The following is a 26891-nucleotide window of genomic DNA, read 5'->3' as shown; positions in this document are numbered from 1 at the left end:
GGTACCCGTGAGCCCCCGGACGGTACTCAACGTTGCTTGTAGACGCCCAGGTAGCGGGTGGCTTCGGCGTCGTCGCCAGTGAAACCCTTGACGTCGGCTGCGCTTACGGCGGTGTCGGTCATCTGCGAAATCATCATGATCGGCCCCACCTCGTCGTCGTACAGTTTCTGCGCCTGCTGGTACATGGCCAGGCGTTTGGCCGCATCGCGCTCGACCCCCACCCGGTCGATCAGGTCATTCAGCGGGGGGCTGAAGAACGACGCTCGCCAGCCCTGGAAGTTGGGCAGGCCAGCACTGTCACTGTTGTCGGGGTTGTAGACGAAGGTGCGCAGGCTGAAATACGGGTGCGGATAACGCTCGGCGCCCCGCGCCACGATCATCTCAAAGTTGCGCGCGCGCATGGCGCCATACACCTGGTTGCCGGTACCGGTGACGATAGTGGCCTTGATACCACCTTCAGCCAGGGTCGACTGCATACGTGCAGCGATATCAATGAAGGGAGGTTCGGACAGCGTGCGAATGGTTGTATTGAAACCTTGTGGGTAGCCCGCCTCTGCCAGCAGTGCCTTGGCTTTGGCGACATCCAGCTTGTAGCCCGGGTCGGGCAACCGGGCCTCGAGCCCAAGCTGCATCGGCTGCTGGTTGAGCTTGCCGTAATGCGGCATCACCTGCTGGTCCAGGCCCTGGTAGTCGATCAGGTTACGCACCGCTTCGCGGACTTTGCGGTTGGCAAACTCCGGCTGCTTCATGCTCATCGCCACGTAGTACAGGGTGCCGCGCTGCAACGCTTGCACCTGGAGTGTGTCGGAACTCTCGATGGCCTTGATATCCGGCGCAGCCATACCGTAGGCCAGGTCCAGGTCACCGCGTTCGAGCATCAGGCGCAGTGACTGCGACTCGGTCATGTGGCGGACCAGCACTCGCTTCATCTTCGCCGGGCCTGCCCAGTACCCGTCGAAACGGGTCATCACCAGCGCATCGTTGGCGCTCCACTTGGTCAGGGTGAACGGCCCGCTGCCTGCCTCATGGGTGACCAGCCAGGCCGCGCCCAGGTCACCGTTCTTCTCATGCTTGAGCACTTGCTGGCGGTCGACCACGACAGCGCTGGGGGACACAGCCAGCGAGTCGATCACCAGCAACGGGTCGGTCGGCTGCGGCAGGTCGATCACCAAGGTATGGCTATCGGTCGCACGGATCAGCTTTTGAATGTTTTCGACACTGTAGCCGTAGGCCTTCCAGGTGGTAGCCAGGCCATAGTTGAGCTTCATCACCCGGTACAGTGACCAGGCCACATCCTCGGCAGTGAGCGGGTTGCCGGAATGGAACAGGACATCACCGCGCAGGTGGAAGGTGATCTGCTTGCCGTCTTCGCTGACGTCCCAGCGTTCAGCCAGTTGTGGCAGGTGCTTGTCCGGGTTGCCCTGGTCGCGCTTGATGAGCGTGTCGTAAAGGTTGGCATTGATGCCAGAGGCATCCAGGCCGGGCGCGTTGGCCGGGTCGATGGAGAACAGGTTGACCATGCTCATGCCGACGATCAACTGGTCGCCAGGGGTTTTCGCCTGCACCACAGCGAGCGGGCCGAGCAGCAGCGCTGCGCCCAGCAAAGCCATACGCAGCGGCGGGAATACAGTCTTCATGGCGCATCCTTTTTTATAGTTATTCAATGTGTTCACGCTGAGCGGGAATTAGCGGGTCCTTGGGTCGAACACCTTGTACAGGGCGTCGCTTATCAGGTTGAGCGCAACGAAAATCAGGCCGATGATCAACACGCAGCCCATCACCGCATTCATGTCACCGAGCATCAGGCTGCTGGTGAGGTATTGGCCGAAGCCAGGCCAGGCAAACACGGTTTCGATCAGCACCGCCCCCTCCAGCAACGAGCCATAGGCCAGGGCGACCACCGTGAGCAACTGCACGAGGATATTGCGGAACGCGTGGTTCCAGACCACCTGGCGCCGCGACAGCCCCTTGACCCTGGCGGTGATGATGTATTCCTGCGACAGTTGCTCGAGCATGAAGCTACGGGTCATGCGGCTGATGTAGGCCACCGAGTTCAGGCCCAGGATCAACGCCGGCAGAACGATATGGCGCAACGCGCTGGTGAAGGCCTCCCAGTCACGCGCCAGCGCCGTGTCGATCAGCAGCAGGCCGGTAACCTCATCGACCATGCCGTCATAGGCCAGGTCGATGCGCCCTGCGCCACCCGCCCAACCCAGCCAGGCGTAGAACACCAGCAGGCCCATCATGCCGACCCAGAAAATAGGCGTGGAATAGCCGAACAAGGTAATGACCCGTGCGACATGGTCGCCGACCCGCCCCTGATTGCTGGCAGCCACCACGCCCAGTGGCAGACCGATCAGCACGCCAAACAGAATGGCCAGCGTTGCCAGCTCGATGGTGGCCGGGAACACCCGCTTGATGTCATCGAGTACCGGGTGGCCGGTGAGCAGTGCATTGCCGAAATCACCGTGCAGCAAGTCGTTCAAGTACAGCCCGAACTGGGCCCAGATCGGTTTGTCCAGGCCCATCGCCCGGTATACCTGGTCGTAGGTGGAGCTGTCGGCATCCGGGCCAACTACCGCCAGCACGGGGTCCAGCGGCATGACCCGGCCGATGAAGAACGTCAGCGCCAGCAGGCCAAGCAAGGTCACCAGCACCGTGCTGGCCCGGCGGGCAGTACCCGATACACGGGCACCCATTACAGAGGCAGTCGAAGCAAACATAACAGGCTCCTGAAAAAGCAATCACCAATCACGCAGGCTTGACCTCAGCGCGACTTGTAGACGTCTTTGTAACGGGTGGTGGCCGCGGTATGGCCTTGGTAGTCCTGCACATCGTGGTAGAGCACCACGGTGTCGGTCATCTGCGACACAGGCAGGATGGCCCCCACCTGCTCGTCCAGGGTTTTCTGGATTTGCTGGTACTGGGCCAGTTGCTGCGCCTTGTCGGGTTCGACTTCCGCCTGCTCGATCAGGTTGTTCAGCTCGGGGCTGTAGAACGAGGTACGCCAGCCCTGGAAGTTGCTCAGCTTGGCTTCGTCGCGGTTGTCCGGGTTGTACACCAGGGTGCGCAGGCTTGAATGCGGATGCCGTTCAGCACCACCGCCGCCGCGCCCGACCAGGATGTCGAAGCTGCGCTCACGCATGGCACCGTAGATCTGGTTGCCGGTACCGGTGACGATGGTGGCCTTGATACCGGCCTGGGCCAAGGTCGACTGCAGGCTGGACGCAATGTTGATGAAAGGTGGCTCGGTGAGCACGCGGATGGTGGTCTTGAAGCCCTCGGGGTAGCCCGCTTCGGCCAGCAGTTTTTTCGCTTCGGCCACGTTCAGGGCATAGCCCGGATCATCCAGCCTTGCTGGCAGGCCAAGCGGTAGCGGGCGCTGATTGAGCTGGCCATAGTGCGGCATCACGGTCTGGTTGATGCCTTGATAGTCGATCAGCGAACGAACCGCCCGGCGTACGCGCACATCGTCGTAGGGTTTGCTCTTCACGCTCAGGGCAACGTAGTACAACGTTCCGCGCTGCACGGTCTGGGTACGAACGTTGTCAGACTTCTCCAGCGCCTCGATGTCTGGCGCGGACATGCCCTTGGCCAGGTCCAGGTCGCCCCGCTCCACCATCAACCGCAGTGACTGCGACTCGGTCATGTTGCGCATGACGATGCGTTTGAGCTTGGCTGGGCCACCCCAGTACCCGTCAAAACGGTTCATCAGGATGACATCGTTGGCGCGCCACTCCTTGAGCACGAACGGCCCGCTACCAGCCGCGTGGGTGGCCAGCCAGGCACTGCCCATGTCATCGCCCTTCTGGTGCTGCTGCACCACCTTGCGGTCGAGGATGAATGCGCTGGGCGAAGTTGCCAGGGTATTCAGCACCAGCAACGGGTCAGTCGGCCGCGGTAGCTCGATGACGAAGGTTGAGTCATCAACAGCGCGCATGTGCTGGTCGACATTGCCCGCAGAAAACCCGTAGGCCTTCCAGGTCGACGCCAAGGCCAGGTTAAGTTTGAGTACGCGCTGAAGCGACCAGGCGACATCCTCGGCACTTAGCGGGTTACCGGACTGGAACGTTACGCCCTTGCGCAGGTTGAACGTGAGGGTCTTGCGGTCATCGCTGACCTGCCAGCTTTCTGCCAGCGCTGGCAGCAGCCGGTCCGGCTGACGCACGTCCTGCACCAGCAGCATGTCGTAGAGGTTGGCATTGACCTCGGACACATCCAGCCCGGTGGCCGCCGCCGGGTCGAGGGACAGCAGGTTGATCATGCTCATACCGACGATCAACTGATCCGCCGGGGTTTTCGCTAAAGCAGCAGGTACCGAGGTCAGCGCCAGAGACGCAGCAAAGACCCCCGCCCAGAGTGTGGGGATAACGCTCATGTGAGATCGCCTTCTTATAGTTATTGGACGCTCGGGCGGCACGCAGCGACGCGTGCCGCCATGCACGAATCAGAAGCTTTGCAGCGTATTGGTTTCGACGTAGTCGAAGTCGATGTCTTCCCCAAGGCCAGGCAAGTTCGACAGGTGCACATAGCCGTCTTCGTCCATCGGGTCGACCAGGCGCTTGAGATAGGCAGGTACCTCGTCGTAGTCAAGGAATGGGTGCAGCAGACCGCGCTCGTACCAGGTGCAGTTCTTGATTGCCCCCACGACCGCCAGGTTGGCGGCGCCGTTGCCATGGATCTCGCAATCCATGCCGAACGATTCGGCCATGTGCGCAACCTTCAGACACGGTGCAATGCCACCCACACCGGCAACCCCCGCACGCAGGATGTCGCACACATCGTTCTTGACCCAGCTCGCCCGGCTCAGGTGCTTGCCGCCGAGGCTTTCCGGGCCTAGCACCGGGATATCCAGCTGCCCGGAAAGCCAGGCGTAGGACTCGGCGGAGTCTTCCATCATTGGCTCTTCGAACCAGGCAAAGTCGAGCTTCTCCAGGGCACGGCCGATAGTGAGGGCCTCGGTGCGGCTGTACCAGTGATAGCCATCGATCATCAGCGCAATGTCCGGCCCCACGGCTTCGCGCACGGCGGCGCATGCCTTGATGTCCATGCTCACGCTGGGCGCGAACGACACCGGCGGCATCCAGGTGTGCAGCTTGATCGCCTTGTAGCCACGCTTGACCAGGGTTTCGGCGAAGCGACCGTACTCTTCCGGAGTGGACAGACCGCCGGGCAGCTCATCGCCGCACATGGTCGAGCCATAGGCCGGCACCTTGTCGCGGTAGCCGCCGATCAGCTTATGCACCGGCAGGTTCAGCTTGCGACCGGCCCAATCCCATAGCGCCTGCTCGACCAGCGCCAGGGCACGGTCGGTCAGCTGGCTGGCGCTACCGCGCTGCCAGTGCGCCAGGTCGTGCCAGATTTTTTCGCGGTCAAAGGCATTGGCGCCAACCAGCACCTTGCGCACGAAATTATCCAGCACATAAGGGCGAATGAGCTCGGGTGCGCCCAGCGCATAGCCTTCGCTGCCGCACTCGGTCCTGATGCGCAGCAGGGCCATCCTGGCCTGGGTCACATCACCTGGGTGGGCATGGCCGGCGCTGTCTACGGCGCGGCGGGTGGGGTAGGAAAATACCTGGACGGTTACAGCAGTAATGATCATGGACGTCTGAGCCTTCTTATTGGATTTGTGGCGAGTGAGTCACGCTCTGGGGCCATCCTACGTCATCATACAACATTTGAAAAGCGCCAGTTAAAATCCGATAAAACCTCCGATTCATGATGCCTGGAGCAATCATGAGACCCCAGCTGAAAAGTAAATACACCATTGAAACAAGCGAAATAGAGCCATCAAGAAAAGTGATCAGACAACATTTCAATAATTCATAGACAGCTCCACGGTCGTACGATAACTTATTTTAAAAATCACGGAGCGCTGACCACCTCGACCACCTTGCTCACCCGCCTCATCACGTCCTCAACAAAAACAAAAAAAGAGATCGCATGAACATCACACTTCGCCGCCTCATCGCCGCCAGTACGCTCGGCCTGTCGTTCTACGCCTGCGCAGACTCCGCCAGCATCAACTACCGGCACACGTTCACCGAAGATGACAGCATTCATTCCGACCGGATAAAGCTGAGTTACCGCAAGGACAGCGGCCTGGGGTTTGCCGCAGAAATCAAATACAAGACTGCCGGCGACCGCGAAGACGTCGCCTACGACAACATGGTCAACAACGGCCATGAGTTCACCGTGGACTACAACTACAAGATGAGCCCCCGGTCGACCTGGACCCCCGCCTTCCAGATGGACAGCACCAAGGATGCGACCACCTACAAGTTCGGCTTGAAGTACAACTACAAGCTCAGCGACACCTGGTACGTCGCCACCCGCGTGCGCCACGACGCACGCAACCTCGACCGCGACCAGATTGACCACAGCAAGCCGGACCGCGCCAAGGACAACCAGAACACCACCCGCCTTGAAGGCTGGCTCGGCTATACCCCCAGCGGCCCGTGGGCATTCGAATACCAGTACATCCACTTCACCACCGACTACATCCGCTACGACAATAAGAAGCGCGACTACGAGCAGAACCTGATCATCAAGTACAAGCTCAACAAACAGTGGGCACCGTTCATGGAGGTGGGCGACATCAAGGTCAACAGTTACACGGACGATCGCCAGGCCCGTTGGCGCCTGGGTATCCAGTACAACTTCCTGTAAGGGCTATCGCCCGCCCATGCCGGTGTCGTTCCTGCACGGCACCTTCATGCAATTTCAGTAAAAGGCCCCAGTACAATGACCACGACCACCCGCAAACCCTTCAACCGCCTGCTGCTCACCGGTGCTGCCGGCGGGCTCGGACACGTGCTTCGCGAAGCACTGCAAGCACACGCCGACATCGTGCGCGTATCGGACATCAGCCCAATGACACCGGCCGAGGACGAGCATGAAGAAGTTATCCATTGCGACCTGGCGGACAAGGCCGGCGTACTGGCCCTGGCCAACGGTGTAGACGCTATCGTGCACCTGGGTGGGATCTCTACCGAACGCGCTTTCGAAGAAATCCTGCAAGCGAACATCATCGGCACCTTCCACATCTACGAGGCTGCCCGCAAGCACGGGATCAAACGTGTGGTCTTTGCCAGTTCCAACCACGTCACCGGCTTTTACCACCAGGGCGAACAAGTGGATGCGCATTCGCCGCGCCGGCCGGACTGCTATTACGGGCTGTCGAAGGCCTACGGCGAAGACCTGGCAACGTTCTACTTCCACCGCTACGGCATCGAAACCGTCAGCCTGCGTATCGGCTCCTCCTTCCCCGAACCCCGCAATGTGCGCATGTTGTCCACCTGGCTGAGCTATGGCGACCTGGCACACCTGGTGGAGCGCGCATTGCTGGCCGAGAACGTTGGCCACACCGTTGTGTATGGCGTCTCCGCCAACCGCGACCTGTGGTGGAGCAACCGCTTCGCCGCGCACCTGGGTTTCAACCCGAAGGACAGTGCCGAACGCTTCCGCCCGGCACTGGAGCAGCAGCCGAAACCCGCCGCGAATGACCCGACTGCTCATCTGCAAGGTGGCGCCTTCACCGCTGCCGGACCTTTTGGCGACTGACCCCCGATAGAGTGCAGAATGCTTCCATGACAGCCGAACTGATTATCGATGCACGCAATGTCACGGGCGAGAGCCCGGTCTGGCACCCGCAGGAAAATGCCTTGTACTGGGTGGACATTCCGGTAGGCCGCCTGCACCGCTGGCAACCGGACGGCCAGACCCACCACTGGACCGCAGACGAAATGCTAGGCTGCATTGCCCGCAGCCACCGAGGCCATTGGCTGGGGGCCCAGGAGAGCGGGATCTTCCACCTCATCCCCCAGGCAGACGGCCGTCTGCTGGCCGGCAAGCGTGCCAGTGTCGAACACGCCAGGCCCGGCATGCGCTTCAATGACGGGCGCTGTGACCGCCAGGGGCGCTTCTGGGCCGGTACGATGCAAACCAGCATGGCCGCCGAGCCGGTGGGTGCCTTGTACCGGTATGACGCGATGGCAGATGGCACGGCAGGGCCATTGCAGGCACGGCTGGGCACATTGTCCGTTCCCAACGGCATGGCGTTCAGCCCGGACGGCAAAACCATGTACGTCTCCGACTCACACCCGAGCGTGCAGATGATCTGGGCTTTCGACTACGACATCGACAGCGGCAGCCCGCACAACCGCCGGGTCTTCGTCGACATGAACCAGCACCCCGGCCGGCCGGATGGGGCTGCGGTAGATGCCGAAGGTTGCTACTGGATCTGTGCGATCGATGCCGGCCAGGTACTGCGCTTTACTCCCGACGGCAAGCTGGACCGCGCCCTGCCGCTACCGGTGAAGAAACCTACCATGTGCGCATTCGGTGGCCCGCAACTGGAAACGTTGTTCGTGACGTCGATTCGCCCGCAAGGCATCGACCTGAGCGACCAGCCCCTGGCCGGTGGCGTGTTCGCATTGACCCCTGGCGTCAAAGGCTTGCCGGAGCCCATCGCCAAGGGCTGAATGAAGCCAGGCTGCGGCTGTTTCAGGGACAATGCGCCCATCGACGAGATGCTGATCAGCGGCGTGAGCTTGCACCCAGCCAACGTTGATCAGCAGCAACGCCACGCACAACTGCATCGGCGTGCGGGTATGCCCGGTGAGCATGGCGATGGATGAACACCGCCACCAGCCCCACGGCGATCATCAACTGGCGATGACCGGACAGGTGCGTTACTCAAGCAGCGACGCCTCGTTCGCCATCATCGCTGACTTCGAACTGCCCCACCAGCTTCTGCAACTTGCCAGCATCCACCTTCACCTTCTGCGCACTGCTTTGCAGCACCAGGGCGGTCTGGCGCATCTCGCTGGAGGACTGGTTGACCTGCTCGATAGTCTTGCCGTATTCCACGCTGCGACGGTTGAGCTGCTGGATAATGGCGAACATGCCCTCCACCGCCTGGTGCAGTTGCACATTTTCGGAAGAAGCGTCCTCCGCCAGGCGCAGGCTGTTGTCGACGTCCTGCACGCCCTGCTCCATGAAGCTTACCGCCTGCCGGGTTTCGCCCTGCAGGCTCTCGACCATATGGCGAATGTCGTCGGCGGCACGCGAGGTGCGTGCGGCCAGGCTGCGCACCTCGTCGGCCACCACCGCGAAGCCACGACCATGCTCCCCGGCCCGCGCCGCCTCGATAGCGGCATTGAGCGCCAGCAGGTTGGTCTGGTTGGTGATTTCGCTGATCAACCCGGTGATGTTGTCGATCTCGACCATGCGGCTGTCGAGCCGTTGCACGCTGGATGATGAGCGCGCCACCACATCGCGTATCGACTGGGTGCCCGCCTGCACCGCCTGGTACTGCGCGCGTGCGCGGCTGACCACTTCGTCCATGGCCTGTTTCATCTGCTCGGCGCTGACCGAGGCCTGCTGCAGTTCGCCGAGTTGCTCTTCCATGATGATCATCATCTGGTGCACGGCGTCGGCCACGTCGGCGGAGCTTACGCTGGCCTCCTGGCTGCGCCCGAGCATCATCTGGTTGGTGCTGCCAACCGTGCGACTGGCCTTGACCACCTGCCCGACCACCGCGTCCAGGCGGTCGATGAAGCTGTTGATCCAGCGCGCCATGTCGCCGCTCTCATCATTGGCCAAGGTACTGGTATCCAGGCGCTGGCGCAGGTTGCCTTCACCCTCGGCGATGGTGCACAGCACACTGCTCATGCCATTCAACCTGGCGGCCAGGCGCTTGGGCCCGAGCACGCCGAACAACAAGGTGGCGCCCAGCATGCTCAGGGCCTCGATCGCGTCAGTCAGTCCTTGCGGCAGGCCTGCATAGTGCTGCACCAGGTAATTACAGCCGAACAGCCCCGCCATGATCGCCACATAGGGTTTCATCAACCCGTAGCTCAGCGAACGCCGGCGGTAGACCTCCTCCAGGTCCGCCTCGCACATCATGCCCCAGCGGTCGGGTGAGCCCGGCAACTGGAAGGTCACGCCCTTGCCCACCACTGGCACATGACGGTAGTCGGAATAGCCGGGGTAGGTCACGAACAGGTTGGCACCCCGCCTGATCGTCTCCCTCACGCCAGGGTGCAGTTCCCGCGTGGAAGGGTCGGTGAAACGAAGCTCCAGCTCGGTATGACGCTGGACCTGCACGGTGGTCCAGGGGGTGTGCACACCGTTCTTGAGGTTTTCGCCATGGGTGAAGGTGGCGTCCTCGAAGCGCGAGCGGGACAACGCGGTACCGGGCTGTATGCCAGGGTCGAAGCGCGATTGCGCCATGAACAGGTAGTTGTCGCCCGACTCGGGGTAAATGTGCCCTGCCTCGCGCTGGATCAGGTCACCCAGCACATCGTTGGGCACCCGCCCACACAAACAACCTAGCACTTTGCCCTCGTGCATGAGGGGCTGGTAGAACATCAACGTGACTTCATCGTGGAAGCGCGAGGAAGACGGGCCGACCTGCAAGGTCAGCGGGTCGCTGTAGGGCCCGTGCAGAAACGGTGCTTTCAGCCCTTGCGCCAGGGCTGCCAAGTGCTCGATGCGTGGCGTGCCACGCTGTGGCCAGGTCGAAGCGATGACGATGCCGTGGGCATCGACGACAAACAGTTCGGAAAAGTCCTCAGCCTGGGCCAGGGTGTTGCGCAACATCGCGCTATCGACTTGAGCGAGCCCGGGCGTCACCTGCTCGGCCAGGTCGGCCAAGTGTTCCCACTGCTCGCGCACCCACTCATGCAGCAACTGCACGCGGGTCTGGGCGATGGCTTCGAACGTTTGCTCGACCTGCGGGTAACTGGCCCGGTTAAGGCGGCACGCCCAACCCATGCTGAATTTGCCGGTTTTGCCAAACCACGGCAGCCAACCCTTTTCACTCGACGATAACTGCATCGAACCACTGGAAAGCGACATTATCTTCACCATACGCGACATCGAATGGCAATCTGATAGCAAGTCGCACGCCAACGGCGGGAGGCGTGATTAATCGGCGATCCAGCGGAGTGGATGCACTTCATCAGTGCAAGATGCCGGCAGGCAACCCCGGAACGCACCAGCCACGGGCAAAAATGAGCGGTTTAAGCATTCAACTGAAATGAGGCAAATAGCCGCCAGAACTGCTCGCAGATCGCACAACAGTTCGATAATCGCACAAATTCAGCCAAACCCTCTCTACTGTTGCCCTATCTTGCGGCACGCTATAGCGAAAGTCAGCAAGCCATTTCAAGTGCTGACAGGCCCCATCGCTTCACGCGCTCCGGCCAGCCCGACAACCACAACTCCAGGAACAACCAGGAGCTCGCCTTGATCAATAAAACGTACGAGTCCATCGCCAGCGCGGTGGAAGGGATCACCGACGGTTCGACCATCATGGTCGGTGGCTTCGGCACGGCTGGTATGCCGTCCGAGCTGATCGATGGCCTCATTGCCACCGGTGCCCGCGACCTGACCATCATCAGCAACAACGCCGGCAACGGCGAGATCGGCCTGGCCGCCCTGCTCATGGCAGGCAGCGTGCGCAAGGTCATCTGCTCGTTCCCGCGCCAGTCCGACTCCTACGTGTTCGACGAACTGTACCGCGCCGGCAAGATCGAACTGGAAGTGGTCCCGCAGGGCAACCTGGCCGAGCGTATCCGCGCCGCAGGCTCCGGCATTGGTGCGTTCTTCTCACCAACCGGCTACGGCACCCTGCTGGCCGAGGGCAAGGAAACCCGTGAGATCGACGGCCGCATGTACGTGCTGGAAATGCCGCTGCACGCCGACTTCGCACTGATCAAGGCACACAAGGGTGACCGTTGGGGCAACCTGACCTACCGCAAGGCCGCCCGCAACTTCGGCCCGATCATGGCAATGGCTGCCAAGACCGCCATCGCCCAGGTCGACCAAGTCGTCGAACTCGGTGAACTGGACCCGGAACACATCATCACCCCGGGTATCTTCGTCCAGCGCGTGGTCGCCGTCACCGGTGCTGCCGCTTCTTCGATTGCCAAAGCTGTCTGAGGCCTGCCATGACCATCACCAAAAAGCTCTCCCGCACCGAGATGGCCCAACGCGTGGCCGCAGACATCCAGGAAGGCGCGTATGTAAACCTGGGCATCGGCGCACCGACCCTGGTGGCCAACTACCTGGGCGACAAGGAAGTGTTCCTGCACAGCGAGAACGGCCTGCTGGGCATGGGCCCAAGCCCAGCGCCGGGCGAGGAAGACGATGACCTGATCAACGCCGGCAAGCAGCACGTCACCCTGCTGACCGGTGGTGCCTTCTTCCACCATGCCGATTCGTTCTCGATGATGCGTGGCGGCCACCTGGACATCGCCGTACTGGGTGCCTTCCAGGTGTCGGTCAAGGGCGACCTGGCCAACTGGCACACGGGTGCCGAAGGTTCGATCCCGGCCGTAGGCGGCGCAATGGACCTGGCCACCGGCGCCCGCCAGGTGTTCGTGATGATGGACCACCTGACCAAGACCGGCGAAAGCAAGCTGGTGCCCGAGTGCACCTACCCGCTGACCGGTATCGCTTGCGTCAGCCGCATCTACACCGACCTGGCCGTGCTGGAAGTGACACCGGAAGGGCTGAAAGTGGTCGAAATCTGCGCGGACATCGACTTTGACGAACTGCAGAAACTCAGTGGCGTGCCGCTGATCAAGTGATCCAGGAAGACTTAGGGCTTTCCATGCCTCTGCGGCACTATCGATAGTGCCGCACAAGCGCCGCGAGCAGGGAGCACGCGGTGCTCGAGACCGCCTTTACAGCCGCTTCGGAGCCGATAGAACTCTCGGAGAGGTCAACCCAATGAGCTATCGAGCGGGAGCCAGATAGCGGCGTAAAAAATTGCCGGCCAGGACTTTACGCCTTTTTTACTCGACATTACCGTAAAGCAAGCAATACTGCCGGCACTGTCCCAACGAGCTCCCTCAATGCCGCTGCCTGCATTGCGTTTCATTGCCTTCATTATTGGCGTATTCCTGATCACATTGGCCGTCAGCATGGTGATTCCGATGCTGACGTTGCTGTGGTACGACCGCAGCGACGACCTCGGCGCATTCGTCTGGTCGAGCCTGATCGTTCTGTGCGTCGGCCTGGTCATGGTAGCCCGGGGCGTCCCCGACATACCGCAACTGCGGACCAGGGACATGTATTTCCTCACGACGGCAAGCTGGGTCATCGTGTGTGCATTTGCGGCGCTGCCGATGGTGTTAATTCGCGACATCAGTTACACGGACGCGTTCTTCGAAACCATGTCGGGAATTACCACCACCGGCTCGACCGTGCTGACAGGCCTGGACAGTGCATCACCGGGGCTACTGATATGGCGTTCCCTGCTGCACTGGCTGGGAGGCATTGGATTTATCGGCATGGCCGTGGCGATCCTGCCACTGCTGCGCGTGGGCGGCATGCGCCTGTTCCAGACCGAGTCTTCGGATTGGTCTGACAAAGTGACGCCACGCTCGCATGTGGCTGCCAAGATGATACTGCTGGTCTACCTGGCCCTGACAGCATTGGGAACAGGGGCGTTGTGGGCTGCCGGCATGACCCCGTTCGAAGCCATCAATCATTCGATGTCGCTGATTTCAACCGGTGGTTACTCGACCTCGGATGCCTCGCTGGCTCATTGGCCACAGCCTGCGGTGCATTGGGTAGCTGTGGTCATCATGATACTCGGCAGCCTGCCCTTCACACTCTATGTCGCCACGCTGCGTGGCCATCGACGCATCCTGCTCACGGACCATCAAGTTCGCGGTTTCATTGGTTTTCTCGTCTTCGTCTGGCTCACCGTCGGAACCTGGCTCTGCCTGCACAGCGACCTGGCTTGGTGGGATGCGTTTCGTATCGTTGCGGTCAATGTGACCTCGGTGGTGACCACCACAGGCGTTGCCTTGGGTGATTACACGCTCTGGGGCAGCTTCGCCATCATGCTGTTCTTTTACCTGACGTTCGTCGGCGGGTGCTCGGGCTCCACCGCCGGCGGTTTGAAAATATTCCGTTTCCAGGTGGCCGCTGCCTTGCTTGTCAGCAGCCTGAAGCAGTTGATCCATCCACGGGCAACGATCTCGAAGAAATACAATGGGCACCCCATCGATGAAGAGATCGTACGGTCACTGCTGACGTTCTCCTTCTTCTTCTCCGTCACCATCGCAGTCATCGCCCTTGGCCTCTCTCTGATAGGGCTCGACTGGATGACGGCATTGAGCGGGGCGGCCACCGCGGTGTGCAACGTCGGCCCAGGCCTGGGGACGATTATCGGGCCTGTAGGTAATTTCGCCTCGTTACCGGACGCAGCGAAATGGTTGCTGACGGTTGGCATGCTGCTTGGACGGCTCGAGATCCTCACCGTACTGGTACTTGTCTCGCCGGCCTTCTGGCGATTCTAGGCCTGAGGTCATACAACCAATCAGCCAGAAGACCTCTGGACTCCCCGCATGCCCCGCCTTTGCGGTGGGCTAGGCGGTGTAGCCTGGGCCAGCCTGCCACTGCTCGATTTTACCCTCGCGTGGCAGCACGGTGTCGAACGCTGGGCGAAGGCATTACCGAACCCCAAAGTCGCAGCGTGCACAGCACCTTGAGACAGAACACGACCACCCTAAGTACCGCGCCCAACGACAATGATGCTGAAGAACGGAAAATGCTCCAGGAAAGCAAACAAGGCGAGCGCACTGTCTTCACAATGTGCAGGTGGCGGTGATCAGTTGGATAAATTGCCGTTCGCCAAGCCCCGCGTGCTCGGAAATCACCATAAACCGTAACGTCCGCAGGGAAAAATCCCAGACCGACGCCCCATGGGAGTGAATGGTTTGGCGCTTGTTGTTCATCTGAGAGTGGTTATTCGGTAGACTACCGGACGGGTGCCAGCTGCACGGTGCAGTGGGGCAGGTTAAAGAACAGCGCAGGTCGGGCCGCCATGCGGGAGTACCTGTGCCTATGCATAAAGTAGAATTACCTCGCGCCCAGAAACTGGCTGAGCGTGCCTTCGCCAACCTTGAACGCTTTTTGCACATTGAAGCGGTCAGCGGCATCGTTCTGTTGATTGCCGCAGTCGCTGCATTGATTTGGGCGAATTCCCCGGCTGCCGACAGTTATGAAGCCCTTTGGCATACGCCGTTGACGTTCGGCGTAGGCTCGCATGTCTATTCGCAGTCTCTGCATTTCTGGATCAATGATGGCTTGATGACCATCTTTTTCCTGGTCGTGGGCATGGAGATCCGCCGCGAAATCCACGAGGGTGCACTGTCCAGCCTGCGCCAAGCCACACTCCCCATGGCAGCCGCTGTCGGCGGCGTAGCGGTACCCGCACTCCTCTACCTGAGTTTTGGTCACGCGTCGGCAGACCAGCAAGGCTGGGCCGTGCCAACGGCGACGGATATCGCCTTTGCGGTGGGCGTATTGGCCCTGCTCGGCAAGTCGATCCCGTCCAACGTACGTGTGTTCCTCCTCGCCCTGGCAATCATCGATGACATCATCGCAGTCCTGATCATCGCGTTCTTCTACTCAGGCGGCCTTGATTACACCGGTTTCGGCGTTGCACTGATCGGCCTGCTAATGGTGATCGGGCTTCAAAAGATCGGTGTGGGTTCAGCCTACGCCTACGTCCTTCCCGGTGCGATCGTCTGGCTGGGCATCTTGTTGACCGGCGCCCACCCGACCCTCGCAGGCGTCGTGCTGGGCCTGATGACACCTGTCACCGCAATGCCGATGCGTGAGCGCCCACTGGATGCCATTACCCGCTTCACCGGCGAATTGCTGGGGCGCGCCAAGGCGCCTGAGCAAGATGCCAGCGACCTCATGGACCCGTTGAAACGACTGCGCCTGGCCCAGCGCGAACTGCTGCCGCCGGTAGTGCGCATGCAAGGCACCCTGCACCCCTGGGTAGCCTTCGGCATCATGCCGGTGTTTGCCTTGGCCAACGCCGGGGTCAGCCTTTCGGGTGTCGACCTGTCCGTTGAAGGCCCCCAGTGGGTCATGATCGCCGTCGCTGTCGCCCTGGTAGCAGGAAAGCCGTTGGGCATCGTCAGCGTCAGCTGGCTGATGGTCCGCCTGGGCTGGTGCGTGCTTCCCGCCGAGGTCAACTGGCGTAGCATTGTCCTGGTCGGGCTGCTGGCCGGCATCGGTTTCACCATGTCGATCTTCATCGCCAACCTCGCGTTCGTCGACCCTGGCTCACTCGGGGCAGCGAAACTCGGTGTGCTATCCGCGTCGTTGATCGCGGCCGTGCTGGGGTTGACCTGGGGGGTGTGGAGCCTGCGTAGCGCAGCGTCTGCTACCAAAGCAGGTTCGCCCACCTAGCTACACTCCGGACTGGCGATCCCTTGCAGTTGGGCAAGCGGATCGCCACTCCCGACGCGGCTGTTCCGATTTTCAAATGGCTTTTAGCCCTGGAAATACTCAACTGCGCTCATCGACGAACTTCGCTCGGAATTGAGAAACTGGAGCGTGACGTTGGCTTACCAGGGCCATGCCCTGAGGCAGAGAAAAAAGGCACACACTTGCTGAAATTTGAGCATTGAGGGCATCAGAGCCAGCCCTCATCCGGATCTGAGAGAGGAAGAATACCTTGGTCAATCAAATTGCCGATTTGGACGCGTATTTGGCGCTTTTGGAACCAATAGCCGACGAGCTTGAACAGCAAGTCGCACCCTGCAACGCTACCCGACCGATGCTGATCGCATGGCTGACGGAATGGATTCGAAGCCCCAATGCGCTGAGTGAGATCAGACATGATCTGCCTCGGCTTCCCCAAGGTCTGACGTCGGCGTACAGCGAATGGAATCACCTGGGTGGCGGCCAGTAATTGCCGCCACCTCCCGGCATGATCCTTATGCTGCTTGCCGCTCAGCAGGCTGTTGATCAGGTGCAAGGCATCGTACACGTCCTACGCCCCATGCCAGGGCCCCAGTTGTCGACTCTCCTGGACGCAAACTACCGGGGCGCTCCCCTCACTTAGTGGTTGTAAGCCCGCTCGTTATGCTCACCGAGGTCAAGCCCCATTTCCTCAACAGCGTCATGTGCCCGCAACCCGACGACGGCCTTTAACACTCTGAGAATGATCCAGCTCGCAATGAAGCAGTAGGCCGTTGTGAATGCCACCCCTTTGACCTGCGCGATCACCTGGTCAGCCATGGTGACGTTCTCGACCAACCCGCCCAACGACGGCACGCAGAAAACGCCCGTCAACACGGCGCCAATCATTCCGCCGATACCATGCAAGCCGAATACATCCAGGCTGTCGTCATAGCCCAGGCGCGTCTTGAGCACCGTCACGCTGAGATAACAGAACACGCCACAAAGCAGGCCGATGGCCAGCGCGCCGCCAACCCCTACATACGCACAGGCTGGGGTAATCCCGACCAGGCCGGCCAAGGCGCCACTGGCTAGCCCCAACGCACTCGGCTTACCTACCCTGAGCCACTCGGTGAACATCCAGCCCAGAATACCGGCACACGCACCGAGCTGAGTGTTGAGCATCACGATGCCTGAAAGGCCACTGAGGCCGCCGCCAGAGCCGATGTTGAATCCAAACCAGCCGACCCAGAGCATCGCCGCGCCGACCATCGTGAGGCTCAGGTTATGTGCAGGCATTGGAGCGTTTTCGTAACCCTTACGCTTGCCAAGCAGCAAACAGGCGGCAAGCGCAGCTACACCGGCGTTGATGTGAACTGCAGTACCACCAGCGAAATCCAGCACGCCCCAGTTGTGCATCAATGCCCCTGCTCCACCCCATACCATGTGGGCCACTGGCGCGTAGACAAGGGTGAACCAGATGGCCATGAACAGCAGCGCCGACGAGAACTTCATACGTTCGGCAAAAGCCCCGGCAATGAGCGCCGGAGTGATGATGGCAAAGGTCATTTGGAAGGTAACAAACACCCCTTCCGGAATGTCGCCAACCAGGCTTTCAGACGTCATGCCTGCCAAAAATGCGCGGTTCAGGCCGCCGACAAAGCTATTGAAGCTAACCTCGCCCTCAACCATGTTGGTGGTATCGACCACCATGCTGTAGCCATAAACCACCCACAGCACCCCCACCAGTCCGGCGATACCAAAACATTGGGTGAACAGTGACAGCATGTTCTTGGCTCGCACGAGACCGCCGTAAAACAGCGCAAGGCCTGGCAGACACATGAACAGCACCAGAACCGCCGCCGTTACCATCCAGGCGGTGCTGCCGGTGTTCAATGTTGGGGCATCAGCCGCCTGTGCCAGCGGTATACATGCACTGAGCGCGAACAACGCAAGAAGTGATTTGCCGGGTAGACGATTAACCATTGTGGAAGCTCCTGCGATGAATGGAAAAGTGTCTGGCAGAAAGCGAGGCGGTGAAGCGCTGGGCCGTTGAGGCCTCTTGGATGGGTCAAATCAAGAATGGCCTGAACGCAAGAGCGCACTTGCCCTTGGCGGCGGCGTGTCAGACAACAATTCAGTTGCAGACAGATCGCCGCCACGGGCACACGCGCTCCTGCATCAGGTAATGCTCAGTACTGGCTGCCTGGAATCCACGAAGTCCCTGCCAATGGCACGCGAGCCATAGCGGCGGATTCTACGGTCAAGGCCACCAGATCCTCAGGGTCGAGGTTGTGCAGGTGGGATTTGCCGCAGGCTCGAGCCATGGTTTGCGCCTCCAGCACCAAAACACGCAAATAGTTGGCCAACCTGCGCCCGCCTTCGATCGGATCAAGACGTTTTGACAGCTCCGGATCCTGCGTGGTGATACCTGCCGGGTCACGACCGTTCTGCCAGTCATCGTAGAAGCCAGCCGCAGAGCCGATCTTCTTGAGCTCATCGTCCAGGCGTGGATGGTTGTCACCCAGAGCAATCAATGCGGCCGTACCGATGGCCACGGCATCGGCACCCAGCGCCATCGCCTTGGCAACGTCTGCACCGTTACGGATGCCGCCGGAAACAATCAGCTGCACCTTGCGGTGCATGCCCATCTCCTGCAACGCCTGAACCGCCTGGGGAATGGCTGGCAAGATCGGGATACCGACGTGCTCGATGAACACTTCCTGAGTGGCAGCGGTACCGCCTTGCATGCCATCAAGCACGATCACATCGGCGCCGGCCTTCACTGCCAGCTTGACGTCGTAGTAAGGACGGCTGGCCCCGATTTTCACGTAAATCGGTTTTTCCCAATCTGTGATCTCACGGATCTCGGCAATCTTGATCGCCAAGTCGTCAGGCCCAGTCCAGTCCGGATGACGGCATGCCGAGCGCTGGTCAACGCCGATGGGCAAGGTACGCATACCGGCAACACGCTCGGTCACCTTCATGCCCAACAGCATACCGCCGCCACCGGGCTTGGCGCCCTGCCCCAAGACGATTTCGATGGCATCGGCCTTGCGCAGGTCATCAGGATTCATGCCATAACGCGAAGGCAGATACTGATAAACCAGGTGCTGGGATTGGCCGCGTTCCTCCGGCGTCATGCCACCGTCGCCCGTGGTGGTACTGGTGCCTGCAATAGTGGCACCGCGACCCAGGGCTTCTTTCGCATTGGCCGACAATGCACCGAAGCTCATGCCGGCGATTGTCACCGGAATTTTCAGGTGGATCGGCTTCTTGGCGAACCGGTTACCGAGGATTACATCCGTTCCGCATTTCTCACGGTAGCCTTCCAGCGGGTAGCGCGAGACGCTCGCACCGAGCAGCAGCAGGTCGTCGAAGTGCGGCAGCTTGCGCTTGGTACCACCGCCGCGAATGTCATAGATGCCGGTCTCGGCGGCACGCTGGATTTCCTGGATAGTCAGACGATCAAAGGTGGCCGACTCGCGCAGGACTGGAGGGGTTTTCTCGCTCATTTTCTTGCTCCTGAATCAGTACGCGGAGGCGTTGTCGACTTTGAAGTTGTACAGCTGGCGAGCCGAGCCGTAGCGCTTGAAGTCACTGGCTTTCTCGTTGAAGCCGGCTTTGTTCAGAAGCGCTTGCAACTCTTCAATGTGCTCCGGGCGCATCTCTTTTTCGATGCAGTCAGAACCCAGCGACTCGACCTTTCCTTTGACGAAGATCTTCGTCTCGTACAGGGAGTCACCCAGCGCATCGCCGGCGTCCCCGCACACCACAAGGCGTCCCGCCTGCCCCATGAAGCAGCTCATGTGGCCGATGCTGCCGCCGACCACGATATCGATCCCTTTCATCGAGATCCCGCAACGGGCGCCGGCGTCGCCTTCGATCACCAGCAGACCGCCATGCGCCGTAGCGCCCGCTGCTTGCGAAGCGCTGCCCTTTACTCGGACGTAGCCAGACATCATGTTCTCGGCGCAACCAACGCCGACGTTCCCGTGCACAGTGATGGAAGCCTTCTGGTTCATACCTGCGCAGTAGTAGCCGGCATGCCCCTGGATATCCACGGACACCGCTTCGTTTACGCCGACCGCGATGTTGTGCGCGCCGTCAGGGTGCGTGACGACCCATTCTCTTTCCTCAAGCGTCTTTGCTTGATCGTGCAGCGCCTGGTTAAGGTCACGCACGGTGGTGTTGCCAAGATCAATGGTTTTCATGTGCGTGCTCCTTAAGCCGACTCGCGTTCCCAGATGTACATGGTGGCCGGAACAGGTTCCCAGACCTTGGCTTTCTCGATGCCCGGCAGGCTCGACAGCGCCTGATACTCCGAAGCCATTGCAACGTAGTCGTCGGTTTCGGCAAGAATTGCCGGCTTACACGCAATCGGATCTCGGATCACGGCGAATCCATTGCGGGTGCCGATTGCGAAGGTGAAAAAGCCGTCCAGTGCATCGAGCGAACTGTCCAAGGCGGTCTTCAGACTGTCGCCTTGCTGCAGACGCCAGGCCAGGTAACCGGCCGCGACTTCGGTGTCATTCTCAGTGTCGAACTTGATACCTTCGCGGCGCAGTTCCTGACGCAGGCGGAAATGGTTGGACAGCGAGCCGTTGTGAACCAGGCACAGATCAGCACCGGTGGAGAATGGGTGGCTGCCTTCCATGGTTACGGCGCTTTCAGTCGCCATGCGGGTATGGCCGATGATGTGGCTGCCTTTCATCGAACCCAAACCGAAGCGCTCGGAGATCTCTTTAGGCAAGCCCATGCCCTTGAGGATCTCGATGCTTTTGCCGGCGCTCATGATGCGCACGTCCGGGGCCAGCTCGGCCAAAGCGGAACGTACGGCAGCTTCCTCAGCCTTGATCTTCAACACGATGGCGCTCGCATTTTGGAACCAGTCCAAAGACGCCGCGAGCTTGCCTTCCAGTGCGCCTACCAGCGCTTTGAAGTCGTAGTCATCGGTTGCTGCTTGCAAGGTCAACTTCACCCAGCCATCAGCAACTTCATCGCCGTAAATGGCGAAGCCTGCGCTGTCGGGGCCGCGATCAGTCATGGCTTCCAGCATGGGTTCAAAGAGTTTGCCGAGCTGGGGCTCCAGCGCCGGATTTTTCAGGTATAGCCCCACAATTCCACACATATCGTTAACTCCTGGGCAGAAGACCCCCTACCCATTGGCAGGGTGTCAGAAAGGGTTGTTTAAACTGGCTAGATCAGAAGAACTCGGTGTAGCGCTTCACTTCCCAGTCCGAGACGTGACGGCTGTACTCCACCCACTCCATGCGCTTGAGCTTGATGAACTCACCCACGATTTCGCTGCCAAGTACCTCGGCGAACAGTGGGTCAGCCTCAAGGGCATCACAGGCTTCCTTGAGCGACTGAGGTAAGGTCTTGATGCCGCGCGCGGCGATTTCTTCAAGACTCAACTTGTAGAGGTTCTCGTTGCACACCTGGTCGATTTCCAGCTTGCGGTCGATGCCGTCCAGTCCCGCCGCGATGATTGCTGCGCTGACCAGGTAGGGGTTGCAGCCAGCATCCGGCAGGCGGAACTCCAGGCGGCCATACGGAACACGAACCATGGCCGAGCGGTTATTGGCGCCAAAAGCGATAAAGGCTGGTGCCCAGGTCGCCCCGGACAAGGAATTGCCCACAACAAGGCGCTTGTAGGAGTTGACCGTCGGCGCTGCGAAGGCGCACAAGGCTGGGCCATGTGCCAGAAGGCCTGCGGCGAAGTGGTAGGCCATTTTCGACAGGCCCATGCCGCTCGGATCGCTCGCATCGTGGAACAAGTTTTTGTTGGTCGCGCTGCTGATCGACAGGTGAAAGTGCATGCCGTTGCCCGCCCGCTTGGGATCAGGCTTTGGCATGAATGAGCAAATGATGCCCATGTCGTTGGCAATCTCACCGGCAGCCATGCGGAAAAAGGTGAACCGATCAGCTGATTCCATGGCATTGCTGTAGGTGTAATTGATCTCGAACTGGCCGTTGGCGTCTTCGTGATCGATCTGGTAAATGTCGAAACCCACTGGCTGCAAGGCTTCGGTCAGCCGCTCAAGAAACTCACGCGAGCGGGACAGGCCTTTGTAGTCGTAGCACGGCTTATCGAGATCATCACTGGCGTCGACCATCTGCAGCTTGCCCTGCCCGTCGCGCTTGAACAGGCTAAATTCTGGCTCCAGTCCGGTATTCAGCGTCCAGCCACGATCGCTCAATCGCTCCACCTGCTTCTGCAGGACGTAGCGGCTGTCGTATGGCCAAGGCTTGTTCTCAACATGACCAATGCATACCACGCGGCCGTAACCTGGCTGCCATGGCACTGGCGTGAGTGAAGCCAGGTCACCCTTGGCCATGAAATCGGGGCCATGCGGTTCCATGCCCATACCGCAGATCGCGAAACCCGCAAACCCCGCCCCGGCTTCGGCGACCATCTCCAGACCCGATACGGGTACCGACTTGGTCTTGGCCGAACCATGGATATCTACGAACTGGGCCAGGACATACTTGATCCCGTGTGTCTCGATCAGGCGCTGTGTTTCTTGTGGCAACATGGACATGACTCCTGGCTGTAGCAATTCGTGGTGGGGAGGTCGATTAGTCGCCCGATCTGATTATTACGAACAGGAAACTTAATTTCCCATCAGGAATGCAATGAGCTTGCCAACTCGCTGCTGTCGCGGAAAAACTCGATTCGAGGAGAGCCTTTCTGCTTTGTTTATGGGAAAATATTTTTCCCGTGATGAATAACGCCAAGCGACTCTATCCGGCGCGGCCACATTTGCACATTCTCAGTGCGAAAATAAATTTACTGTGCGGAATTAGTGCAAGCCATGAACACACACGAAAGCCAACCCAAGCTCAAGCTTGAGCAGTACCTGGGCATCCAGATAAAACGTCAGCGCCAAGCGCAGGATCTGAAGCTTGCGGACGTGGCGCGCATAGCTGGAATCAGTCAGGGCATGCTTAGCAAGATTGAAAACGCTCAGGTGTCGACCAGCCTTGAAAACCTGAGCCGTCTTTGCGATGTGCTCGGCATGCCGATGTCAAAACTGTTCAGCCAGTATGACCAGCAAGGCAGCAGCGCGATTCTGGTCAAACGCGATGAAGGGCTGGAAGTCGTTCGCCGTGGCACGGAAAAAGGCCATACCTACCACCTGCTGAACCACACCCGTGGGCCCAAGAAAAGCTTCGAGGCGTACATGGTGAGCATGGATGACGCTAGCGAGGAATTTCCGACCTTCTCCCACCCAGGCACTGAGTTCCTTCACTTGCTGGAGGGCGAGATGGTCTACCGCCACGGGAACCAGCTCTATCACCTGGAAGCAGGTGACAGCCTGACATTCGATGCTGACATTCCCCACGGCCCGGAAAAACTGATAAGCGTCCCGATCCGCCTCCTGTCGATCATGAACTACGCCCCCGCAGAGGCCTGACCACTCAGGTTGCCACGAGTCCAGGCTGAACCTGGACTCGCCTTCTCCTCCTCCCCACGCCCACGCCCCACATTTCCTGTCAGTAAAAAATCTTTCCCATACGTGTAGACGTGTCGGCTGAATTCGCCTATAAATTCGCCATCCGGAATATTTAATTCCCTAAGAGAATATTTATTCACGGGCGAATCTGCATTTCACCGATGAATCACCTGCCGGAAATCACGCCGCGCACCTCTGAGGACTGACCATGCAACATGAAAAAAACCATTTCATTCTCAAAATCAGCTGTCCTGCGACTTCCGGCATCGTTGCAGCAGTGACCTCCTACCTCGCAGGCAACGCTTGCTACATCGGTGAGATGGCGCAGTTCGACGATGAGTTGAGCGGCAAATTTTTCATGCGGGCGGTGTTTCGTTTCAACGATGGCCACGAAGGCGACATCGCTCAGCTGAAAGCCGGCTTCGAAGACGTCGCTCAAGCTTTCGGCATGCAGTGGGAGCTTTACGATACTCGCCAGCCGATGCGCGTACTGCTGATGGTCAGCAAATTCGACCACTGCCTCACCGACCTGCTCTATCGCTACCACAAGGGCGAAATGGACATGACCATCACGGCCATCGTGTCCAACCACCTTGATCTACGTCCTATGGCCGAGCGCGAAGGCATTCGTTTTATCTACTTGCCGGTGACCAGGGAGACCAAAGCTCAGCAGGAAGCAGCGCTGATGAAGGTTGTGGATGAGACCGGGACTGACCTCGTCGTCCTCGCCCGCTACATGCAGATCCTTTCTGATGATCTCTGCAAGCAGATATCGGGCCGTGCGATCAATATTCATCACTCATTCCTGCCCGGGTTCAAGGGCGCCAAGCCTTATCACCAGGCCTATGCGCGCGGCGTGAAACTGATTGGGGCGACGGCTCACTACGTCACCAGCGATCTGGACGAGGGCCCGATCATCGAGCAGGAAGTCCAGCGCGTCGATCATGCCTATCTGCCAGACGACCTGGTCGCCATCGGACGCGACACTGAAACCGTGGCGCTTTCCAAAGCGGTCAAATATCACCTGGAGCATCGGGTATTCCTCAACGAAGACAGAACGGTGATCTTCCGATGAGTACTTCCAAACTGATTGACGGCAAAGCGGCATCAGCCCGTGTGCTGAAGCAGGTTCAAGACGAGGTCGCCCGACTGAGCGCCGACGGCGTCTTCCCTGCGCTCGCTGTAATACTCGTCGGGCAAGATCCTGCCAGCCAGGTCTATGTGCGCAACAAGATCCTCCGTGCAGAAGAAGCGGGAATCAAATCGCTCGAGTACCGCCTGAGTGCGGAAACCTCGCAGGGTGAACTGCTCCAGCTGATCGCAGACTTGAATGCAGACAACGCCGTGAACGGCATTCTGCTGCAGCTCCCATTGCCTGAGCACATCGAGGAAGCGCGTGCGTTACAGGCCATTGCCCCGGGCAAAGACGTCGATGGGTTTCACAGTGAAAATGTCGGCGGCTTAAGCCAGGGTCGCGATGTGCTGACGCCGTGCACCCCCAGCGGCTGCATGCAACTGCTTGAAGAGGCTTGCGGCAACCTGAGCGGCAAGCACGCCGTTGTCATCGGGCGATCCAACATCGTCGGCAAACCCATGGCCGCTCTGCTGCTGCGGGCGCATTGCTCGGTCACTGTGGTGCATTCGCGCAGCGTCGATGCCAAGGCCCTGTGCCGGCAGGCAGACATTGTCGTTGCCGCCGTCGGACGACCACGGATGATCGATGCAAGTTGGCTCAAGCCAGGAGCGGTGGTCATCGACGTCGGCATTAATCGCATTGAAGAGGATGGCCGCAGCAAGCTTGTTGGGGATGTCGACTTCAACAGCGCCCTGCCCCAAGTTTCAGCTATCACACCAGTTCCTGGTGGTGTTGGGCCGATGACCATTGCCTTTCTGATGAAGAACACCGTTACCGCTGCGGTTCAGCAGGCCCATGCACAACGCGTTTCCTCGGAGGCCGCATGCCTTTCAATCTCCTGAAATACGGGCTCAGCTCTGAATACCCGGTCGAAGTGGATTTGCCTGCTCCCAAGGCGCTCAAACCTTCCTACGATGTGGTAATCATCGGCGGCGGTGGCCATGGCCTGGCAACCGCCTACTACCTGTCCAAGTACCACGGCATCACCAATATCGCGGTGCTGGAGAAGGGGTATCTGGGCGGCGGCAACACGGCGCGCAACACAGCGGTCATCCGCTCCAATTACCTCACCAGCGAGGGGGTGCGCTTTTACGCCGAGTCAGTACGGATGTTTGAAGGGCTGTCCAATGAATTCGACTTCAACATCATGTATTCCCATCGTGGCCAACTGACGCTCGCCCACACCGACGCCACCGTGCGCTCGTTCCGTCAGCGTGCAGAGGTCAACAAACACTTCGGCGGGCGCACCGAAATGCTTGACCGTCAGCAGATTCGTGAGCTCGTGCCGACACTCAACCTCGACCCCGGGCATCTCCCGGTGATCGCAGGTCTCTGGCACATAGACGGCGCAACTGCCCGGCATGACGCAGTGGCTTGGGGTTACGCCAAACAGGCGGCTAAGCGTGGCGTGGAAATCCATCAGCTCACTGAAGTCCAAGAGCTGGTGATCGAGAACGGCACCATCAAGGCGGTGAAAACCAATCGCGGCACCATCCAGTGCGGCTGCGCGGTGCAGGCAGTGGCGGGCATGAGTTCGCAGTTGATGAAGAAAGCAGGTATCCGCTCGCCGATCCAGACCTTCCCTCTGCAAGCCATGGTGACCCAGCCGTTCAAGCCGTTCCTCGACCCGTTGGTGAGCTCCTCTGCCCTGCACTGCTACGTGCAACAGACCAGCCGTGGCGAAGTGGTGTTTGGCGGTGGCTCGGATCCGTACCCGCTGTTCAACACCCGCTCAACTTTGGATCTGAAAGAAAGCCTGCTGGCACACGCGATCGAGATGTTCCCGTTCTTGGCCAATGCCAAGCTGATGCGTCAGTGGGCCGGGATCACCGACATGACTCCGGATTACAGCCCGATCATGGGGTTGTCCCCGGTGAAGAACTATTACCTGGATGCCGGCTGGGGCACGTGGGGCTTCAAGGCTACGCCCATTTGCGGCAAGACCATGGCCGAACTCGTCGCCAGCGGGGGCAAGGTACCTGAATTGATCAAGCCGTTCGGCCTCGAGCGTTTCTCAACCTTCCAGCAAGTCAACGAGATGGGCGCGACAGCGGCCAGCCACTGAGGAGCAA

General features: G+C 59.9%; 23 protein-coding genes and 2 pseudogenes. 12 read left to right on the top strand and 13 right to left on the bottom strand.

All coding sequences use genetic code 11. The features are described from left to right. Window positions 1-26: 26 nt before the first annotated feature. The 4 genes from ACZ889_RS13385 to ACZ889_RS13370 form a co-directional block, all read right to left on the bottom strand. A complete protein-coding gene (locus ACZ889_RS13385) occupies window positions 27-1637 on the bottom strand; it encodes an ABC transporter substrate-binding protein (RefSeq protein WP_180688382.1) in 1611 nt (536 codons plus the stop codon). 48 nt (window positions 1638-1685) lie between these two features. Continuing rightward, window positions 1686-2699, bottom strand: coding sequence for an ABC transporter permease (locus ACZ889_RS13380; RefSeq protein WP_017148229.1), 1014 nt, complete (start codon window positions 2697-2699; stop codon window positions 1686-1688). A gap of 68 nt (window positions 2700-2767) precedes the next feature. Further along, the gene (locus ACZ889_RS13375) at window positions 2768-4378 is read right to left on the bottom strand and encodes an ABC transporter substrate-binding protein (protein WP_014590405.1); all 1611 of its coding nucleotides are present in this window, start codon (window positions 4376-4378) and stop codon (window positions 2768-2770) included. 69 nt (window positions 4379-4447) lie between these two features. Next, the gene (locus tag ACZ889_RS13370; protein WP_014590404.1) at window positions 4448-5602 is read right to left on the bottom strand and encodes a mandelate racemase family protein; all 1155 of its coding nucleotides are present in this window, start codon (window positions 5600-5602) and stop codon (window positions 4448-4450) included. A gap of 341 nt (window positions 5603-5943) precedes the next feature. Here ACZ889_RS13370 and ACZ889_RS13365 point away from each other — a divergent pair, with 341 nt between their 5' ends. From ACZ889_RS13365 to ACZ889_RS13355, 3 genes are all read left to right on the top strand, one after another. Next, window positions 5944-6669, top strand: coding sequence for an oligogalacturonate-specific porin KdgM family protein (locus ACZ889_RS13365; protein WP_012051859.1), 726 nt, complete (start codon window positions 5944-5946; stop codon window positions 6667-6669). Between the two features lie 75 nt (window positions 6670-6744). After that, window positions 6745-7563 carry an NAD-dependent epimerase/dehydratase family protein gene (locus ACZ889_RS13360; RefSeq protein ID WP_180688383.1) on the top strand — a complete coding sequence of 273 codons (819 nt, stop codon included), beginning with the start codon at window positions 6745-6747 and terminating at the stop codon, window positions 7561-7563. Window positions 7564-7589: 26 nt separating this feature from the next. Next, complete coding sequence (locus ACZ889_RS13355; RefSeq protein WP_180688384.1) at window positions 7590-8483, top strand: SMP-30/gluconolactonase/LRE family protein; 894 nt, start codon at window positions 7590-7592, stop codon at window positions 8481-8483. Window positions 8484-8697: 214 nt separating this feature from the next. On the opposite strand, the gene ACZ889_RS13350 is transcribed toward ACZ889_RS13355, so the two are convergent. Beyond that, a complete protein-coding gene (locus ACZ889_RS13350) occupies window positions 8698-9348 on the bottom strand; it encodes a methyl-accepting chemotaxis protein (RefSeq protein WP_370626975.1) in 651 nt (216 codons plus the stop codon). A gap of 1905 nt (window positions 9349-11253) precedes the next feature. Between ACZ889_RS13350 and ACZ889_RS13345 the strand changes: the two genes are divergently transcribed. The 4 genes and pseudogenes from ACZ889_RS13345 to ACZ889_RS13330 all read left to right on the top strand — a co-directional run. Beyond that, on the top strand, window positions 11254-11949 hold the full coding sequence (locus tag ACZ889_RS13345; RefSeq protein ID WP_003251128.1) for a 3-oxoacid CoA-transferase subunit A: 696 nt from the start codon (window positions 11254-11256) through the stop codon (window positions 11947-11949). An 8-nt stretch (window positions 11950-11957) separates the two neighbouring features. After that, the gene (locus tag ACZ889_RS13340; protein WP_003251131.1) at window positions 11958-12599 is read left to right on the top strand and encodes a 3-oxoacid CoA-transferase subunit B; all 642 of its coding nucleotides are present in this window, start codon (window positions 11958-11960) and stop codon (window positions 12597-12599) included. 267 nt (window positions 12600-12866) lie between these two features. After that, entirely contained in the window at window positions 12867-14321 is a 1455-nt protein-coding gene (locus ACZ889_RS13335) for a TrkH family potassium uptake protein (protein WP_476257443.1), read from the top strand. 48 nt (window positions 14322-14369) lie between these two features. Continuing rightward, window positions 14370-14462: pseudogene (locus ACZ889_RS13330) on the top strand (DUF1850 domain-containing protein); the annotation flags it as partial. Between the two features lie 55 nt (window positions 14463-14517). Here ACZ889_RS13330 and ACZ889_RS13325 read toward each other — a convergent pair. Both ACZ889_RS13325 and ACZ889_RS13320 read right to left on the bottom strand, forming a co-directional pair. Next, window positions 14518-14611 (bottom strand): annotated as a pseudogene (locus ACZ889_RS13325) (hypothetical protein); the annotation flags it as partial. Next, window positions 14610-14759: a hypothetical protein gene (locus tag ACZ889_RS13320; RefSeq protein WP_014756020.1), complete on the bottom strand. Its 150-nt coding sequence runs from the start codon at window positions 14757-14759 to the stop codon at window positions 14610-14612. The gene ACZ889_RS13320 and the pseudogene ACZ889_RS13325, both read right to left, overlap by 2 nt. Before the next feature lie 109 nt (window positions 14760-14868). Here ACZ889_RS13320 and nhaA point away from each other — a divergent pair, with 109 nt between their 5' ends. Next, window positions 14869-16230 carry a Na+/H+ antiporter NhaA gene (nhaA, locus tag ACZ889_RS13315; protein ID WP_003251136.1) on the top strand — a complete coding sequence of 454 codons (1362 nt, stop codon included), beginning with the start codon at window positions 14869-14871 and terminating at the stop codon, window positions 16228-16230. Between the two features lie 226 nt (window positions 16231-16456). On the opposite strand, the gene ACZ889_RS13310 is transcribed toward nhaA, so the two are convergent. From ACZ889_RS13310 to glnT, 6 genes are all read right to left on the bottom strand, one after another. Then, window positions 16457-16813 (bottom strand): hypothetical protein, encoded by a 357-nt coding sequence (locus tag ACZ889_RS13310; RefSeq protein ID WP_476257442.1) that lies wholly within the window; start codon window positions 16811-16813, stop codon window positions 16457-16459. A gap of 71 nt (window positions 16814-16884) precedes the next feature. Continuing rightward, window positions 16885-18210, bottom strand: a complete 1326-nt coding sequence (locus ACZ889_RS13305; RefSeq protein ID WP_274094431.1) for an ammonium transporter — start codon at window positions 18208-18210, stop codon at window positions 16885-16887. 206 nt (window positions 18211-18416) lie between these two features. Beyond that, a complete protein-coding gene (locus tag ACZ889_RS13300) occupies window positions 18417-19739 on the bottom strand; it encodes an FMN-binding glutamate synthase family protein (protein WP_003251143.1) in 1323 nt (440 codons plus the stop codon). A 15-nt stretch (window positions 19740-19754) separates the two neighbouring features. Further along, window positions 19755-20438 carry a GltB/FmdC/FwdC-like GXGXG domain-containing protein gene (locus ACZ889_RS13295; protein WP_003251145.1) on the bottom strand — a complete coding sequence of 228 codons (684 nt, stop codon included), beginning with the start codon at window positions 20436-20438 and terminating at the stop codon, window positions 19755-19757. Between the two features lie 11 nt (window positions 20439-20449). Further along, on the bottom strand, window positions 20450-21355 hold the full coding sequence (locus ACZ889_RS13290; protein WP_180688389.1) for a class II glutamine amidotransferase: 906 nt from the start codon (window positions 21353-21355) through the stop codon (window positions 20450-20452). 73 nt (window positions 21356-21428) lie between these two features. Beyond that, on the bottom strand, window positions 21429-22763 hold the full coding sequence (glnT, locus tag ACZ889_RS13285) for a type III glutamate--ammonia ligase (RefSeq protein ID WP_003251148.1): 1335 nt from the start codon (window positions 22761-22763) through the stop codon (window positions 21429-21431). Between the two features lie 279 nt (window positions 22764-23042). On the opposite strand from glnT, the gene ACZ889_RS13280 reads away from it, so the two are divergent. The 4 genes from ACZ889_RS13280 (at window position 23043) to ACZ889_RS13265 (ending at window position 26884) form a co-directional block, all read left to right on the top strand. Next, entirely contained in the window at window positions 23043-23645 is a 603-nt protein-coding gene (locus ACZ889_RS13280; RefSeq protein WP_003251150.1) for a helix-turn-helix domain-containing protein, read from the top strand. Window positions 23646-23892: 247 nt separating this feature from the next. Then, a complete protein-coding gene (purU, locus tag ACZ889_RS13275; protein WP_003251152.1) occupies window positions 23893-24759 on the top strand; it encodes a formyltetrahydrofolate deformylase in 867 nt (288 codons plus the stop codon). Next, complete coding sequence (gene folD, locus ACZ889_RS13270; protein WP_476257441.1) at window positions 24756-25661, top strand: bifunctional methylenetetrahydrofolate dehydrogenase/methenyltetrahydrofolate cyclohydrolase FolD; 906 nt, start codon at window positions 24756-24758, stop codon at window positions 25659-25661. Before purU ends, folD begins: the two co-directional genes overlap by 4 nt. Next, a complete protein-coding gene (locus tag ACZ889_RS13265) occupies window positions 25643-26884 on the top strand; it encodes an FAD-dependent oxidoreductase (protein WP_003251155.1) in 1242 nt (413 codons plus the stop codon). Before folD ends, ACZ889_RS13265 begins: the two co-directional genes overlap by 19 nt. Window positions 26885-26891 lie beyond the last annotated feature (7 nt).

This window comes from Pseudomonas sp. TE3895 (assembly GCF_056278855.1).
This window is presented reverse-complemented; position numbering and strand designations above follow the sequence as displayed.